Source organism: Pseudomonas sp. M5A4_2d (assembly GCF_053345295.1).
The window spans coordinates 445,415-461,680 of record NZ_JBKEZW010000002.1; the positions used below are offsets into that span (position 1 = coordinate 445,415).

The window sequence follows — 16,266 nt, forward strand, 5'->3', positions numbered from 1 at the left end:
CTGGCTGTAAGGTTTAGCCGCAACCTTAGCCGTAAAAGCCTCAACATCCTGCGGCAAAGTATCAAAACCGGCAAATTTAGATCGAGTGGTACGTCACACTGTCGTTCTGTCAGAGCAGAATCCTGCGAGCCTGTTAAAATGCCCGCCCTTTTGAACAACGACTCCCTGAATTCTGTATGTCCCGACTCAATCCCCGGCAGCAAGAAGCCGTGAACTACGTCGGCGGCCCTCTATTGGTGCTCGCCGGTGCCGGTTCCGGCAAGACCAGCGTGATCACCCGCAAGATCGCGCACCTGATCCAGAACTGCGGCATCCGTGCCCAGTACATCGTCGCCATGACCTTTACCAACAAGGCGGCGCGCGAAATGAAGGAGCGTGTCGGCACGCTGCTCAAGGGCGGCGAAGGCCGCGGCCTCACGGTGTGTACCTTCCACAACCTGGGGCTGAACATCATCCGCAAGGAGCATGCGCGGCTGGGCTACAAGCCAGGTTTCTCGATCTTCGACGAAACCGATGTGAAGTCGCTGATGACCGACATCATGCAAAAGGAATATGCAGGCGACGACGGCGTGGATGAGATCAAGAACATGATCGGCGCCTGGAAAAACGACCTGATCCTGCCGCCCCAGGCCCTGGAAAACGCGCGCAACCCCAAGGAACAGACCGCCGCCATCGTCTACACCCACTACCAGCGCACGCTCAAGGCGTTCAACGCGGTGGACTTTGACGACCTGATCCTGCTGCCGGTAAAGCTGTTCGAGGAACACGCCGACATCCTCGAAAAATGGCAGAACAAAGTCCGCTACCTGCTGGTGGACGAATACCAGGACACCAACGCCAGCCAGTACCTGCTGGTGAAAATGCTGATCGGCAAGCGCAACCAATTCACCGTGGTAGGCGACGATGACCAGTCGATCTACGCCTGGCGCGGCGCGCGGCCGGAAAACCTGATGTTGCTCAAGGACGACTACCCGTCCCTGAAAGTGGTGATGCTGGAGCAGAACTATCGCTCCACCAGCCGCATCCTGCGTTGCGCCAACGTACTCATCTCCAACAACCCCCACGAGTTTGAAAAGCAGCTGTGGAGCGAGATGGGCCATGGCGACGAGATTCGCGTAATCCGTTGCCGCAACGAAGACGCCGAAGCCGAGCGCGTAGCGGTCGAATTGCTGACGCTGCACCTGCGTACCGATCGGCCCTACAGCGACTTTGCGATCCTGTATCGCGGCAACTACCAGGCCAAGCTGATCGAGTTGAAGCTGCAGCATCACCAGATTCCCTATCGGCTTTCTGGTGGCAACAGCTTTTTCGGACGCCAGGAAGTAAAAGACCTGATGGCCTACTTCCGCTTGATCGTGAACCCGGATGACGACAACGCCTTCCTGCGCGTGATCAACGTGCCGCGCCGTGAAATCGGCTCCACCACCCTGGAAAAGCTCGGCAACTACGCCACCGAACGCAAGATCTCGATGTACGCCGCCACCGACGAAATCGGCCTGGGCGAGCACCTGGATACGCGCTTCACCGATCGCCTGTCACGCTTCAAGCGCTTCATGGACAAGGTGCGCGAACAGTGCGCCGGCGAAGACCCGATCAGTGCCTTGCGCAGCATGGTCATGGACATCGACTATGAAAATTGGCTGCGCACCAACAGTTCCAGCGACAAGGCTGCGGATTACCGCATGGGCAACGTCTGGTTCCTGATCGAAGCGCTGAAGAACACCCTGGAAAAAGACGAAGACGGCGAGATGACCGTCGAAGACGCCATCGGCAAACTGGTGTTGCGCGACATGCTCGAACGCCAGCAAGAAGAGGAAGACGGTGCCGAAGGCGTGCAGATGATGACCTTGCATGCGTCCAAGGGCCTGGAATTCCCCTACGTATTCATCATGGGCATGGAAGAGGAAATCCTCCCGCACCGCTCCAGTATCGAAGCCGACACTATCGAAGAAGAACGGCGCCTGGCCTACGTGGGCATTACCCGCGCGCGTCAGACCCTGGCCTTCACGTTTGCCGCCAAGCGCAAGCAGTACGGCGAAATCATCGATTGTGCCCCCAGCCGGTTCCTCGACGAGCTACCGCCGGATGACCTGGCCTGGGAAGGCAATGACGACACCCCAACCGAGGTGAAGGCCGTTCGCGGCAACACCGCCTTGGCGGATATACGCGCGATGTTAAAGCGCTAAAATCGACTACTTTTTAATCTACTTTCGGCGCACACCGCGCCATTAGAGGAAGCTTTCCGTGGAAGCACTGCACAAGAAAATTCGCGAAGAAGGCATCGTGCTTTCCGATCAGGTACTCAAGGTCGACGCCTTTCTGAACCACCAGATCGACCCGGCGCTGATGAAGCTCATCGGCGACGAATTCGCCGCGCGGTTCAAGGATTCGGGCATCACCAAGATCGTTACCATCGAAGCCTCGGGCATCGCACCGGCGATCATGACTGGCCTGAACCTCGGTGTGCCGGTGATTTTCGCCCGCAAGCAGCAATCCCTGACCCTGACGGAAAACCTGCTGTCGGCGACCGTGTACTCCTTCACCAAGAAGGTGGAAAGCACTGTCGCGATCTCCCCGCGCCACTTGACCAGCAGCGACCGCGTGCTGGTCATCGATGATTTCCTGGCCAATGGCAAGGCATCCCAGGCGCTGATTTCGATCATCAAGCAAGCGGGCGCAACCGTTGCGGGCTTGGGGATTGTGATCGAGAAGTCGTTCCAGGGTGGCCGTGCGGAACTGGATGCGCAGGGTTATCGAGTTGAGTCGCTGGCGCGTGTGAAGTCGCTGGCGGGTGGCGTTGTGACCTTTATCGAATAATCGCTGCCTGAACGCGGTTAAACCTGTGGGAGCGGGCTTGCTCGCGAATGCGGTGTGACAGTCAACGTATAAGTCGACTGATACACCGCTTTCGCGAGCAAGCCCGCTCCCACATTTGGTTTTGCGTTGAGCTGTCAGTGCGCGGTGGCCTGTAGGCCGGCGAGCAATAAACGCTGATAGAGGTCCTCTTTCAGCCCTACCGGCTTATCCAACTGCATCCGCTCCAGATGCTTGGGAAACGCCTCCGGCTCCGGTGCATCCAGCGCCGCTTTGCCCAACTCCAGAATCTCCGTCAGCTTGAATTTGCTCTTGAGCCAGTTCAACGCCCGCAACAGATCCTTTTCCTCATCCGTGAAGTCAGTGCCCAGCGGGTACTCCGGAAACAACCGGCGATGCCGTGCCTGAATGCCCTTGAGGCGCTCCGGTGTATTGTCGGCAAAGCGCGGGTCCAGCTGGAAGTCCTTGGGTAACTTGCCGGCCTTCTGCGCCTGTTCGATCAAGTCATCCTGAAAGCGCGAGTCGGTAATATTCAGCAGCACCTCGATCACTTTGGCATCCGTCTGCCCACGCAAATCGGCAATCCCGTACTCGGTGATGACGATATCGCGCAGGTGTCGAGGAATGGTGCAGTGGCCGTACTCCCAAACAATGTTGGAACTGACCTCCCCCGCCGACTCGCGCCAGCTGCGCAGGATCAATATCGAACGTGCACCTTCCAACGCATGGCCCTGGGCAACAAAGTTGTACTGCCCGCCGACGCCGCTGAGTACACGGCCGTCCTCAAGCTGGTCCGCTACACCTGCCCCAAGCAACGTCACCATGATTGCGCTGTTGATAAACCGCGCATCCAGGCGCTGCAGGCGCTTGAGTTCTTCCTGGCCGTAGAGCTCGTTGATGTAACTGATACGGGTCATGTTGAATTCGAGGCGCTTGGCGTGAGTCATTTCCTGCAAGCGCTGGTAAAAACTGCGCGGCCCGAGGAAGAAGCCGCCATGGATCGAAATGCCGTCAGGTTGGGCTGCGTCATCCAGGATGCCGGCGTTGGCTTGCTGCTGTGTCGCCACATCCGGGTAGACCTTGCGTCGGATAATGCCGGCATCGGCCAGTACCAGCAGGCCGTTGACGAACATTTCGCTGCAGCCATAGAGGCCATGGGCAAAGGGCGCGACGCCGCCTTCGTGGCTGATCAAGGGCGCCCACTGGTACACATCGAGGTCGGTCAGCAGCAGCCGATAGGCTTCGTTATCGGCTTGGCGCGCCAGCAAGGCGGCGGTCAGCGCATCACCCATGGAGCCGATACCGATCTGCAAGGTGCCGCCATCGCGCACCAGAGTGCTGGCGTGCAGGCCGATAAAATGGTCCTGGAAGCCCACAGGCATATTCGGAGTGGAGAACAGCGTAGTGCTGTCCTTTTCGTCGATCAGGTAGTCGAATTCGCCCATGCCCCATTCGGCGTCGCCGGGCATGTAGGGTAAGTCGCTGTGCACTTGGCCAACGATCAGAATGGTTTCCCCTGCCTCGCGGCGTTTCTCGATCATGGGCAACAGGTCGAGCGTGATATCGGGGTTGCAGCTCAAACTCAGGCGATCCGGATGCTCGGTGCTGCTAGCCACCAGCTGCGCCACCAGATTCAGGCCGGCAGCGTTGATATCTCGTGCCGCGTGGCTGTAATTGCTGCTGACATAATCCTGCTGCGCCGATGCACTGTGGAGCAGGCTGCCGGGCTGCATGAAGAACTGCTGCACGCGGATATTAGCCGGCAGGCTGTCCTTGTGCAGGTCGGCGAGGAAATCCAGCTCGGGGTAATCGCCGAACACCCGCTCGATAAAAGGCTCGAGAAAGCGTTTTTGCAAGCCATCGCCCATCGTTGGTCGACCCAGGGCCAGCGCGGTGTAGAGGGTCAGCGCCCGCTCCGGCAACTTGGCGACGCGCCGGTACAACGCATTGACGAACAGATTCGGCTTGCCCAGGCCCAAGGGCATGCCCATGTGGATATGCGCCGGCAAACGCGCCAGTACGTCGTCAACTGCTTGCTCGATTGAACACAACTGCACCATCCGACCCTCCTGACATTCCATGATTAGGGGTTGGACCGAGCTTGCCGGGTCTTTGCTGCAATGAACAGCCTCGAAATACAAATTCCAGGCACAAAAAAGCCGCTCGTAAGCGGCATTTTTGGCGAAGATCGGCGGGTTACAGGCCAGACATCTTCTTGATTGCACCTTCAAGGTCGTCAAGGCTGCAATCAGCACAGGTGCCCATCGGCGGCATAGCGTTCAAACCGTGTTTGGCGACCTGCGCCAAACCCTTGGTCCCTTTCTGCGGGTCCTCAATCTTGAGCTCTGCCAATACAGCATCCACATGGCCGAGGCGCTCTTTCCAGGCAGCCGTGTCACCGATTTTGGGAGCATTCAGCAACCCGGTGCCATGGCACGCGTTGCAATGCTTGGCGATCACGTCGTCCGGCGTTTTCGCACCGCCACCGCCGCCCACTGCCACCGCCACTTCCATCCCTTTGCATTCCTGGCCCTGAACACAGACTTGGCCGACAGGCTCCAGGCGCTTGGCAATTTCATCATTGGTCGCAGCTTGAGCGCTGACAGCCCATAGGGCCAGTACGGTTGCTGGTGCAGCCAGCATTTTCATAATTAGGTTCACGCGTTCACCCTCAATGGTGGCTATTCACGCCTGCGGCCACGGTTTCGCAGGCGGCGAAAGTATAACGGTTAGCCCGCCTGGCTGAAACAACCCTATTAAATAAAGGGAGATTCAGCTTCGCGGATACAGCTACGGGTGTCTCTGCAACGCTGGCAGGACGCCTCTTCTGTCAGAAGTTCGCGGGTGTGGCTGCGCTGATTAGTCGCGCCGGCACATCGAACGGGTTGCGAAAACGATGAGGCTTGGTGCTTTCAAAGTAGTAGCTATCGCCAGCTTCGAGCACAAAAGTTTCAAGACCGACCACCAATTCCAGGCGGCCTTCCACCAGAATCCCGGTTTCCTCACCTTCGTGGGTGAGCATTTCTTCGCCTGTATCGGCACCCGGGGGATAGATTTCGTTGAGAAACGCAATCGCCCGGCTCGGGTGCGCGCGGCCGACGAGTTTCATGGTGACGGCGCCGTCAGAGATGTCGATCAGCTCATTGGCTTTATAGACGATCTGGGTCGGTATTTCCTGGAGGATCTCCTCGGAAAAGAACTCGACCATGGACATGGGGATGCCGCCCAGCACCTTGCGCAAGGAGCTGATCGAAGGGCTGACACTGTTTTTTTCGATCATCGAAATGGTGCTGTTGGTGACACCCGCGCGCTTGGCGAGCTCGCGCTGGGAAAGACCCTTCAGTTTACGGATGGATTGCAGTCGTTCGCCGACGTCCAATGCAGGAGCCTCCTAGGATTCAGGCTTTGTTGTAATTGAGCGTTATCATGGCGACAGCGTTCAGTATTTACAACACTTGGGCCTAAATCCCGGCCAGCTCTACTCGTAGGCGGCATTCAAGCCCCGGAATAGAGCCTTGGCACGCGGCGCAGGTTGCAGAAGATCTGGTAGGGGATGGTCTCGGCGGCGGCCGCAACGTCGCTGGCGAGGATATTCTTGCCCCACAGCTCTACGGTGGAGCCGAGGCCGGCCTGAGGCACGTCGGTAAGGTCGACACACAGCATGTCCATGGACACGCGGCCCAGCAATTGGCTGCGTTGCCCCGCCACCAGCACCGGCGTGCCGGTCGGCGCGTGACGCGGGTAGCCGTCGGCATAACCCATGGCAACCACGCCAATGCGCATCGGCTTCGACGTGATGAACTTGGCGCCGTAGCCCACCGGTTCGCCAGCCGGCAGTTCGCGCACGCAGATGACTTTCGATTCCAGGGTCATTACCGGATGCAAGCGCGCGGCGATGGCCTGCTCTTCACCAAACGGCGTGGCGCCGTAGAGCATGATGCCCGGGCGTACCCAGTCGCTGGCCACGTTCGCCCACCCCATCACCGACGGCGAATTGCGCAGGCTGACTTCGGCCGACAGGCCTTGGCGTGCCGCTTCAAACACCCCCACCTGTTCATCGCTGCGTACACAATCGAGTTCATCGGCACGGGCGAAATGGCTCATCAGTACGATTTTCGCCACTTTGCCGCTGGCCAGCAGGCGTTGGTAGGCCTCGTGATAATCCTTGGGATGCAGGCCAACACGGTGCATGCCCGAATCCAGCTTGAGCCAGATGGTCAGCGGCTTGCTCAATCGGGCTTGCTCGATCGCTTCCAGCTGCCACAGCGAATGCACCACGCACCAAAAATCGTGCTCGATGATCAACGGCAGCTCGTCAGCCTCGAAAAAACCTTCCAGCAGCAATACCGGCGCACGAATGCCGGCGGCACGCAGCTCCAGCCCTTCCTCGATACACGCCACGGCGAAACCGTCGGCCTCGGCCTCCAGCGCCTGGGCCACGCGCACGGCACCATGGCCATAGGCATCTGCCTTGACCACGGCGAGGGCTTTGGCCCCCGTGACTTCACGGGCCAGTTGATAGTTATGGCGCAGGGCTTGGAGGTCGATCAGGGCACGGGCAGGACGCATGGCGGCAGGCTTCTAGGCGGCAGAGTGAAGAAAAAACCGGCACCGACCAATAGCGCCGGTGCCGGGAGAGGGATGTTGGTTTAAGGCAGCGCAGCGACGACAGACAGCTCTACCAAAATTTCCGGTTCACACAGCTTGGCTTCAACCGTGGCACGGGCTGGGGCGACGCCTTTGGGCAGCCATTTGTCCCACACCGCGTTCATGCCGGCGAAGTCGGCGTCGATGTCTTTCAGGTAAATCGTCACCGACAGCAGCTTGGTTTTGTCGGTGCCGGCCAAGTCCAGCAACCGCTCGATATTGGCCAGGGTTTCACGGGTCTGCTGTTCAATCCCGGCACTCATGTCGTCGCCGACTTGCCCTGCCAGATACACGGTACCGCTGTGAACAACGACGTGGCTCATGCGCTCATTGGTGAGCTGGCGCTGGATGGACATGTTTTGCGGACTCCTGATGGTTGCCGTAACGGGAAATATCGAGGCCTTCGGCGCTGATCTGCGGCGTTTTCTTTGCCATCAGGTCGGCCAGCAAACGACCAGAGCCACAGGCCATGGTCCAGCCGAGGGTGCCGTGGCCGGTATTCAGGAACAGGTTCTTGAACGGGGTAGCACCGACAATCGGCGTGCCGTCGGGTGTGGTCGGGCGCAGGCCGGTCCAGAAAGTGGCTTCGGTCAAATCACCGCCCTGAGGATAAAGGTCGTTGACGATCATCTCCAGGGTTTCGCGTCGACGTGGGTTCAGCGACAGGTCAAAACCGGCTATCTCAGCCATGCCGCCGACGCGGATGCGGTTGTCGAAACGGGTGATCGCGACCTTGTAGGTCTCGTCGAGAATGGTCGACGTCGGCGCCATCGCCGGGTTGGTGATCGGCACCGTCAGCGAGTAACCCTTGAGCGGGTACACCGGCGCCTTGATCCCCAGCGGCTTGAGTAACTTCGGCGAATAACTGCCGAGGGCCAGTACGTAGCGGTCGGCGGTTTCAAGCTTGCCGTCGATCCACACGCCGTTGACGCGGTCACCCGCGTAGTCCAGGCGCTGGATGTCCTGTTCAAAGCGAAACTCCACGCCCAACTGCTTGCACATGTCCACCAGGCGCGTGGTGAACATCTGGCAGTCGCCAGTCTGGTCGTTCGGCAGGCGCAGGGCACCGGCAAGGATGTCGGTGACGCTGGCAAGGGCCGGCTCAACGCGGGCGATACCGGCGCGGTCAAGCAGTTCGAACGGCACACCGGACTCTTTCAATACGGCGATGTCCTTGGCCGCACCATCGAGTTGGGCCTGGGTGCGGAACAGCTGGGTCGTACCGAGGCTGCGGCCTTCATAGGCGATGCCGGTCTCGGCGCGCAGCTCGTCGAGGCAGTCGCGGCTGTACTCGGACAGGCGAACCATGCGCTCCTTGTTCACGGCATAGCGGCTGGTGGTGCAGTTGCGCAGCATCTGCGCCATCCACAGGTATTGATCGATATCGGCAGTGGCTTTGATCGCCAACGGTGCGTGGCGTTGCAGCAGCCATTTGATCGCCTTGAGCGGCACGCCCGGTGCGGCCCATGGCGAGGCATAACCCGGGGATACCTGGCCGGCGTTGGCGAAACTGGTTTCCATGGCAGCGGCGGGCTGACGGTCGACCACAACGACTTCGAAGCCGGCCCGCGCCAAATAGTACGCACTGGTCACACCAATGACGCCGCTACCCAAGACCAGAACGCGCATTTTTATATCCTCATCACGGGCTTAGCCGCTGACGTGTGTTATTCGAGCAATGATGGGCGCAGTATAAAAAGCAATCACCAGTGCATTTCACTATATAAATGCCTATATTTGGCGACAATTCTCGGCAAAAACCCTTTTCACAGAGGCGTATCCCCTATGCGTACCAACACCCAGACCAAACGGGAGCTGGACAAGATCGACCGCAATATCCTGCGCATCCTGCAAACCGACGGGCGCATTTCGTTCACCGAGCTGGGGGAAAAGGTCGGGCTGTCGACCACGCCGTGCACTGAGCGGGTTCGCCGCCTGGAGCGTGAAGGGATCATCATGGGGTACAACGCGCGGCTGAACCCGCAGCATTTGAAGGGAAGTTTGCTGGTATTTGTCGAGATCAGCCTCGATTACAAGTCCGGCGACACCTTTGAAGAGTTCCGCCGCGCCGTACTCAAACTGCCCCATGTGCTGGAGTGCCACCTGGTCTCAGGCGACTTTGACTACCTGGTGAAGGCACGGATTTCCGAGATGGCGTCGTACCGCAAACTGCTTGGCGATATCCTGCTCAAACTGCCCCACGTGCGCGAATCCAAGAGCTATATCGTGATGGAAGAAGTGAAAGAGAGCCTTAACTTGCCAATCCCGGATTGACGGACCCGACTCAGTCATTTTTGACCGAGTACATCCGCTAGACCAGCACTTGCCGGGTGCTGGCCATGTAGTCGTGGATCTGCTTTTCGACCCGTGGATGAATCAATTCCACCGGCCCGCGCCCGTTGGGGCACGGCAAAGTCTTTGTGGTACCGAACAGGCGGCAGATCAGCGGACGCTCGTCATACACCGTGCAGCCATTCGGCCCAAGGTGCACACAGTTCAGCTCGTCCATGGCCGCGTCCTGCTCGGCAGCAGTCTTACGTGGCAGGCGCGACATTTCCTCGGGCGAGGTCGTCACCGGCCCACAGCAGTCGTGGCAACCGGGGACACACTCGAACGAAGGAATCTGTCGGCGCAGCGCGCTGATTTTCTGACTGTTGCAACTCATCGAAACACGTACCGAACGGCGAATAGGCGTGGATTCTGCCGCAAAAAGCCCTGATGAGACAGCTTCGTCCGACCGCTGTATCCTGCGTCAAATTTTCCAAACAGGGATGCTCCCCATGACTGCCAGCGCCCGGCACACCACTTCCTACTACGCCGCCAGCAGCGTGCCGCAACCCGATTACCCGGCGCTGGCGGGCGAAGTGAGCGCCGATGTCTGCGTGATCGGCGGTGGCTATTCAGGGCTTAACACGGCGCTGGAGCTGGCCGAGCGCGGTTATAGCGTGGTGTTACTGGAGGCGCGCAAGATCGGCTGGGGCGCCAGCGGCCGCAATGGCGGTCAGTTGATTCGCGGCGTCGGCCATGGCCTGGAGCAGTTCGCCAACGTGATCGGCACCGACGGCGTGCGCCAGATGAAGCTGATGGGCCTGGAAGCCGTGGAGATCGTGCGCGAGCGCGTCGAGCGCTATCAAATCCCCTGCGACCTGACCTGGGGTTACTGCGACCTGGCCAACCAACCTGACCATCTTCAAGGCTTCGCCGAAGACGCTGAAGAACTGCGCAGCCTGGGCTATCGCCATGAGGTGCGCCTGCTGCAAGCCAACGAAATGAGCAGCGTGATCGGTTCCGACCGTTATGTCGGCGGGATGATCGACATGGGCTCCGGCCATTTGCACCCGCTGAACCTGGCACTCGGCGAAGCGGCCGCCGCGCAGCAGCTGGGCGTGAAGCTGTTTGAGCAGTCCGAAGTGACACGCATCGACTACGGCCCCCAGGTCAACGTGCACACAGCCCTTGGCAACGTCCGCGCCAAGACCCTGGTGCTGGCCTGCAATGCCTACCTCAATGGCTTGAATCCACAGTTAAGCGGCAAAGTGCTGCCCGCCGGCAGCTACATCATTGCCACCGAACCGTTGAGCGCGGCCCAGGCCGCCAGCCTGCTGCCGCAGAACATGGCCGTCTGTGATCAACGGGTGACGGTGGATTACTTCCGGCTCAGTGCCGACAACCGCCTGTTGTTCGGCGGTGCCTGCCACTATTCCGGACGCGATCCTCAGGATATCGGCGCCTATATGCGCCCAAAGATGCTCAAGGTGTTCCCACAACTGGCTGACGTAAAGATCGACTACCAGTGGGGCGGCATGATCGGCATCGGCGCCAACCGTCTGCCGCAGATCGGCCGATTGGCCGATCAACCCAACGTGTATTACGCCCAGGCCTACGCGGGGCACGGCCTCAACGCCACGCACCTGGCCGGCAAGCTGCTGGCCGAAGCCATCAGTGGCCAGCAGCAGGGACGTTTCGATTTGTTCGCCCGGGTGCCGCACATCACGTTCCCCGGCGGCAAGCATCTGCGCTCGCCACTGCTGGCACTGGGGATGCTTTGGCACCGATTCAAAGAATGGGTGTAATCAGTCACGCCAGAACGGTTTCAAACCTTCATGGCGCGCCTGCTCGGCGCTGAGCCCTATGTCGAGCAGTTGCTCGTGAGTCAGGCTCAGCAGGGCCTTGCGCGTGTGGCGACGGTGCCAGAAAAGACTCCAGCGGCCGCAGGTGGGCGTCGACATCGCCCGCTCCTGCCCCGCTTCCAACTCCTGACCGTGTAATGCCAACCGCACATCGCTCATGCCGCTCATTTTGCTGCCCCTCATTTGCCTGTTGCCATGAGTGACTAGCTTGAGCGCGCGAGCAAAACCATTACAGATTCAACCCACTCTTATTAAATCAATACAGATGCTGCCTTCAGGTGGCTGAATCCTGTATTTTCTGTGTATCTGTAATGGTCCCCCGGGAGCGACCGCCATGACTCTCTACGTCAATCTCGCCGAAGTGCTGGGCACTCGCATAGAGCAGGGCTTCTATCGCCCCGGCGATCGCTTGCCTTCCGTAAGGGCCTTGAGTGTGGAACACGGGGTCAGCCTGAGTACCGTTCAACAGGCCTATCGCCTGCTGGAAGATAACGGCCTGGCAATGCCCAAGCCCAAATCCGGCTACTTTGTGCCCGCCGGGCGCGAGCTGCCGGCCCTGCCCGAAGTCGGCCGCCCGGCGCAGCGACCGGTAGAAATCTCCCAGTGGGACCAGGTACTGGAACTGATTCGCGCAGTCCCCCGCAAAGATGTAATACAGATGGGCAGAGGCATGCCGGATGTATTGTCGCCTACCCTAAAACCCCTGCTGCGTAGTCTTGCAAGGATCAGTCGTCGCCAGGATATGCCCGGACTGTATTACGACAACATCTTTGGCTGTATGGAATTGCGCGAGCAGATCGCCCGTCTGTCTCTGGATTCCGGCTGCCAACTCAACGCCGAAGATATCGTCATCACTACGGGCTGCCATGAAGCGCTGTCCGCCAGTATTCATGCCATTTGCGAACCCGGGGATATCGTCGCAGTCGACTCGCCAAGCTTCCACGGTGCCATGCAAACCCTTAAGGGCCTGGGTATGAAGGCCCTGGAAATACCAACAGACCCGCTCACCGGCATCAGCCTCGAAGCACTGGAATTGGCCCTGGAACAGTGGCCGATCAAGGTCATCCAGCTGACACCAAACTGCAACAACCCCTTGGGCTACATCATGCCGGAAGCCCGCAAACGCGCGCTGCTGACCCTGGCCCAACGCTTTGATGTGGCGATCATCGAAGACGACGTGTATGGCGAACTGGCCTACAGCTACCCGCGCCCGCGCACGATCAAGTCCTTTGACGAAGATGGCCGCGTACTCCTTTGCAGCTCGTTCTCGAAAACCCTGGCGCCCGGTTTGCGCATCGGCTGGGTTGCACCCGGCCGCTACCTGGAGCGGGTGCTGCACATGAAATACATCAGCACTGGCTCCACGGCGACACAGCCGCAGATCGCCATTGCCGAATTCCTCAAAAACGGCCACTTCGAACCGCATTTGCGGCGGATGCGCACGCAATACCAGCGCAATCGCGACTTGATGCTCGGCTGGGTCAGCCGCTATTTCCCGGCGGGTACACGGGCGAGCCGGCCACAGGGCAGTTTCATGCTGTGGGTCGAGCTGCCTGAAGGTTTCGACACCCTCAAGCTCAATCGCATGCTGGTGGAACAAGGCGTACAGGTGGCCGTGGGAAGTATCTTCTCCGCTTCCGGCAAGTACCGGAACTGCCTGCGCATGAATTACGCTGCCAAGCCAACCGCGCAGATCGAAGAAGCGGTGCGCAAGGTCGGCGCTGCGGCGATAAAAATGCTCGCAGAGACTGCAGACTGACCTTTCGCAGGAATTAGCCGTCATATGCCGACAATTGCCCTGACGTGGAAGCAGCGCCCTTGATGATTCGACGGCTTTTACCGTTTTTCCTGCTGTTTGCCCTGGCGCTGGGCGGCTGCGCGACAGTCACTGCGCCGCGCATTCCCAGCGATGCGCTGCCCGCTGCGCAATCGTCATTCGGCCGCTCGATCCAGGCCCAGGCCGCGCCATATCAGGGACGCTCAGGTTTTCGTCTGCTGCCCAATAGCAGCGAAGCCTTCATGGCCCGCGCCGAGCTGATCCGTAACGCCCAAAGCAGCCTCGACCTGCAGTACTACATCGTGCACGACGGCATCAGCACCCGCATGCTGGTGGATGAACTGCTCAAGGCCGCTGACCGTGGCGTGCGCATCCGCATCCTGCTAGACGACACTACCAGCGACGGCCTCGACCAAATCATCGCCACGCTCGCCGCCCACCCACAGATCCAGATTCGCCTGTTCAACCCACTGCACCTGGGCCGCAGTACCGGCGTAACGCGGGCCATGGGGCGGTTGTTCAACCTGTCGCTCCAACACCGGCGCATGCACAACAAGCTGTGGCTGGCGGATAACAGCGTGGCCATTGTTGGCGGGCGCAACCTGGGTGACGAGTATTTCGACGCCGAGCCGAACCTGAACTTCACCGATATCGACATGCTCAGCGTCGGCCCGGTGGCTGAGCAGCTCGGGCACAGTTTTGATCAGTATTGGAACAGCGCGCTGAGCAAACCGATTGATGACTTTGTCTCAAACAGCCCGTCCAAAGGCGACCTGGCCGCCGCACGCGTGCGCCTGCAAGACTCGCTGGCCGAATCTCGCCAGCAGAACCACGCGCTGTACAACCGCTTGCGCACCTACCAGACCCAGCCGCGCATGGACATCTGGCGCCGCGAGCTGATCTGGGCGTGGAACCAGGCATTGTGGGATGCGCCGAGCAAGGTGTTGGCCGAAGCTGACCCAGACCCCCGCTTGCTGCTCACTACCCAACTGGCGCCGGAGCTGAACGGCGTCAGCCGTGAGCTGATAATGATCTCGGCGTATTTCGTACCCGGGCAGCCCGGGCTGGTGTACCTCACCGGCCGTGCCGATGCAGGCGTGTCGGTAAGCCTGCTGACCAATTCTCTGGAGGCCACGGACGTGCCGGCCGTGCATGGCGGCTACGCGCCTTATCGCAAGGCTTTGCTGGAACACGGCGTGAAACTCTACGAGCTGCGCCGCCAGCCCGGCGCCCCAAGCGGCGGCAGCGGCCCGCACCTGTTTCGCCGGGGCGCCTTCCACGGCTCGGACTCGAGCCTGCACAGCAAGGCGATGATCTTTGATCGGGAGAAGTCGTTTATTGGCTCGTTCAACTTCGACCCGCGCTCGGTGCTGTGGAACACCGAGGTCGGCGTGCTGGTGGACAGCCCCGAGCTGGCGGAGCACGTACGCAACCTAGCGCTGCAAGGCATGTCGCCAGCCTTGAGCTACCAGGCGAAATTGCAGGACGGCCAGGTGGTATGGGTGACCGAGGACAATGGCCAATTGCACACGCTGAGCCGTGAACCCGGCAGCTGGTGGCGGAGGTTTAATGCCTGGTTCGCCACCTCAGTCGGATTGGAACGCATGCTCTAGGAACAATGAAGATCCCGTGTGGGAGCGGGCTTGCTCGCGAATGCGGTGGATCAGTCAATATTTCCGTTAACTGACACACCGTATTCGCGAGCAAGCCCGCACACATTCGATCCCGTTTAAAATCAGGCGGGCTGCGCAACGCCAAATGCGCCCTGACGCAGCAACAAAACCACCAGCCCCAGCGCGCCGGCAGCCATCAACAACGGCAATGCATGCCCACTGATCCACTGGCTGCCCGCACCGGCCACCAGCGGCCCGATCAGGCAACCGATGCCCCACAACTGCGCCACGTGAGCGTTGGCGCGTACCAGCGCGTCGTCGCGATAGCGCTCGCCGATCAGGATCAGCGACAACGTGAACAACCCGCCGGCGCTGGCGCCGAAGATCACCCACACCGGCCAGATCAGCGGCGTGTGCAACAGCAGCGGAATCGCCAGGCTCGAGCCCAGCAACAGCACCGCACAACTCAAGAACAGCGTGCGTCTCGGCAGGTAGTCAGCCAACGCGCCGATGGGCAATTGCAGCAGCGCATCGCCAACCACCACCGTACTGACCATGGCCAAGGCGATCTCGGCGGTAAAGCCTTGTTGCAGGCAATACACCGGCAGCAGCGTCAGAATCATCGCCTCGAACGCAGCGAATAACGCCACCGCCCAGGCAATCGCGGGCAGGCTCAGGCAAAAACGCCATAGATCGCCGAAGGTGACACTGAAGGAATCGGCCGTTGGCGCGCCGGAACGCCCCAGCAACAGCAGCGGCGCGACCATCAGCAGGCCCACGCCCACCCAGAAACCGTAGTCATGGTCGGTGCCCAGCACGCCCAACAGCAGCGGGCCTGACAGTTGGCTCAAGGCATAGCTGCAGCCATACAGCGCCACCAATCGGCCACGCCACTGCTCCACCACCAACTGGTTGATCCAGCTTTCGCCGAGAATAAACACAATGGTCAGGATCACCCCGATCATCAGTCGCAGCACCAGCCACACCGGATAGCTGGGCAGGACGGCCAGCAACCCGATGGACACCGCGCCGGCCCACAGGCACAGACGCATCAGGTTGGCGGTGCCGAGCCATGAGGCCATACGGCTGGAGACCTTCGCCCCCAGCAGCACGCCGAAGGCCGGCATGGCTGCCATCACACCAATGGCGAAACTGCCGTAGCCCCAGCCTTCGAGGCGCAGGGACACCAGCGGCATGCTGACGCCCAGGGCCAGACCGACGCTGAGTACCGAAGCCAGGACGGCGAAATAGGTCGCCCAACGCATTTCCACGCTCCTGTGGATAA

General features: G+C 60.2%; 15 protein-coding genes. 6 read left to right on the forward strand and 9 right to left on the reverse strand.

The genetic code is table 11. From position 1 onward, the window contains the following. Positions 1–176 precede the first annotated feature (176 nt). Both rep and ACLBW8_RS09070 read left to right on the forward strand, forming a co-directional pair. The gene (rep, locus tag ACLBW8_RS09065) at positions 177–2,186 is read left to right on the forward strand and encodes a DNA helicase Rep (RefSeq protein ID WP_017737724.1); all 2,010 of its coding nucleotides are present in this window, start codon (positions 177–179) and stop codon (positions 2,184–2,186) included. A gap of 58 nt (positions 2,187–2,244) precedes the next feature. Then, a complete protein-coding gene (locus ACLBW8_RS09070) occupies positions 2,245–2,817 on the forward strand; it encodes a xanthine phosphoribosyltransferase (RefSeq protein ID WP_053258645.1) in 573 nt (190 codons plus the stop codon). Between the two features lie 134 nt (positions 2,818–2,951). Here the strand turns inward: ACLBW8_RS09070 and ACLBW8_RS09075 are convergent, their stop codons facing one another. The 6 genes from ACLBW8_RS09075 to dadA all read right to left on the reverse strand — a co-directional run bounded on the left by ACLBW8_RS09075 (position 2,952) and on the right by dadA (position 9,090). Beyond that, positions 2,952–4,874, reverse strand: coding sequence for an acetyl-CoA hydrolase/transferase C-terminal domain-containing protein (locus tag ACLBW8_RS09075; protein WP_447805198.1), 1,923 nt, complete (start codon positions 4,872–4,874; stop codon positions 2,952–2,954). 136 nt (positions 4,875–5,010) lie between these two features. Beyond that, positions 5,011–5,463 carry a c-type cytochrome gene (locus tag ACLBW8_RS09080; RefSeq protein ID WP_447805318.1) on the reverse strand — a complete coding sequence of 151 codons (453 nt, stop codon included), beginning with the start codon at positions 5,461–5,463 and terminating at the stop codon, positions 5,011–5,013. Between the two features lie 181 nt (positions 5,464–5,644). Further along, positions 5,645–6,193 (reverse strand): cupin domain-containing protein, encoded by a 549-nt coding sequence (locus tag ACLBW8_RS09085; RefSeq protein WP_003176893.1) that lies wholly within the window; start codon positions 6,191–6,193, stop codon positions 5,645–5,647. Positions 6,194–6,309: 116 nt separating this feature from the next. After that, positions 6,310–7,383: an alanine racemase gene (gene alr / locus ACLBW8_RS09090; RefSeq protein WP_447805199.1), complete on the reverse strand. Its 1,074-nt coding sequence runs from the start codon at positions 7,381–7,383 to the stop codon at positions 6,310–6,312. Between the two features lie 80 nt (positions 7,384–7,463). Further along, on the reverse strand, positions 7,464–7,817 hold the full coding sequence (locus ACLBW8_RS09095; protein WP_447805200.1) for a RidA family protein: 354 nt from the start codon (positions 7,815–7,817) through the stop codon (positions 7,464–7,466). After that, positions 7,789–9,090, reverse strand: a complete 1,302-nt coding sequence (gene dadA / locus ACLBW8_RS09100; RefSeq protein WP_064454711.1) for a D-amino acid dehydrogenase — start codon at positions 9,088–9,090, stop codon at positions 7,789–7,791. Before dadA ends, ACLBW8_RS09095 begins: the two co-directional genes overlap by 29 nt. Before the next feature lie 156 nt (positions 9,091–9,246). Between dadA and ACLBW8_RS09105 the strand changes: the two genes are divergently transcribed. Further along, positions 9,247–9,735, forward strand: a complete 489-nt coding sequence (locus ACLBW8_RS09105) for an Lrp/AsnC ligand binding domain-containing protein (RefSeq protein WP_003176896.1) — start codon at positions 9,247–9,249, stop codon at positions 9,733–9,735. 37 nt (positions 9,736–9,772) lie between these two features. Here ACLBW8_RS09105 and ACLBW8_RS09110 read toward each other — a convergent pair whose 3' ends face one another. After that, the gene (locus tag ACLBW8_RS09110; RefSeq protein ID WP_053258651.1) at positions 9,773–10,126 is read right to left on the reverse strand and encodes a YkgJ family cysteine cluster protein; all 354 of its coding nucleotides are present in this window, start codon (positions 10,124–10,126) and stop codon (positions 9,773–9,775) included. Positions 10,127–10,241: 115 nt separating this feature from the next. Between ACLBW8_RS09110 and ACLBW8_RS09115 the strand changes: the two genes are divergently transcribed. Then, on the forward strand, positions 10,242–11,534 hold the full coding sequence (locus ACLBW8_RS09115) for an NAD(P)/FAD-dependent oxidoreductase (RefSeq protein ID WP_447805201.1): 1,293 nt from the start codon (positions 10,242–10,244) through the stop codon (positions 11,532–11,534). Here the strand turns inward: ACLBW8_RS09115 and ACLBW8_RS09120 are convergent, their stop codons facing one another. Continuing rightward, positions 11,535–11,759, reverse strand: coding sequence for a DUF1127 domain-containing protein (locus ACLBW8_RS09120; RefSeq protein ID WP_064454713.1), 225 nt, complete (start codon positions 11,757–11,759; stop codon positions 11,535–11,537). It lies immediately after the preceding gene. 166 nt (positions 11,760–11,925) lie between these two features. Here ACLBW8_RS09120 and ACLBW8_RS09125 point away from each other — a divergent pair, with 166 nt between their 5' ends. Both ACLBW8_RS09125 and ACLBW8_RS09130 read left to right on the forward strand, forming a co-directional pair. Then, positions 11,926–13,350, forward strand: coding sequence for an aminotransferase-like domain-containing protein (locus tag ACLBW8_RS09125; protein WP_447805202.1), 1,425 nt, complete (start codon positions 11,926–11,928; stop codon positions 13,348–13,350). Positions 13,351–13,412: 62 nt separating this feature from the next. Continuing rightward, positions 13,413–14,981 (forward strand): phospholipase D family protein, encoded by a 1,569-nt coding sequence (locus ACLBW8_RS09130; RefSeq protein WP_447805203.1) that lies wholly within the window; start codon positions 13,413–13,415, stop codon positions 14,979–14,981. Positions 14,982–15,103: 122 nt separating this feature from the next. Here ACLBW8_RS09130 and ACLBW8_RS09135 read toward each other — a convergent pair whose 3' ends face one another. Next, a complete protein-coding gene (locus tag ACLBW8_RS09135; RefSeq protein ID WP_447805204.1) occupies positions 15,104–16,246 on the reverse strand; it encodes an MFS transporter in 1,143 nt (380 codons plus the stop codon). Between the last annotated feature and the right edge of the window lie 20 nt (positions 16,247–16,266).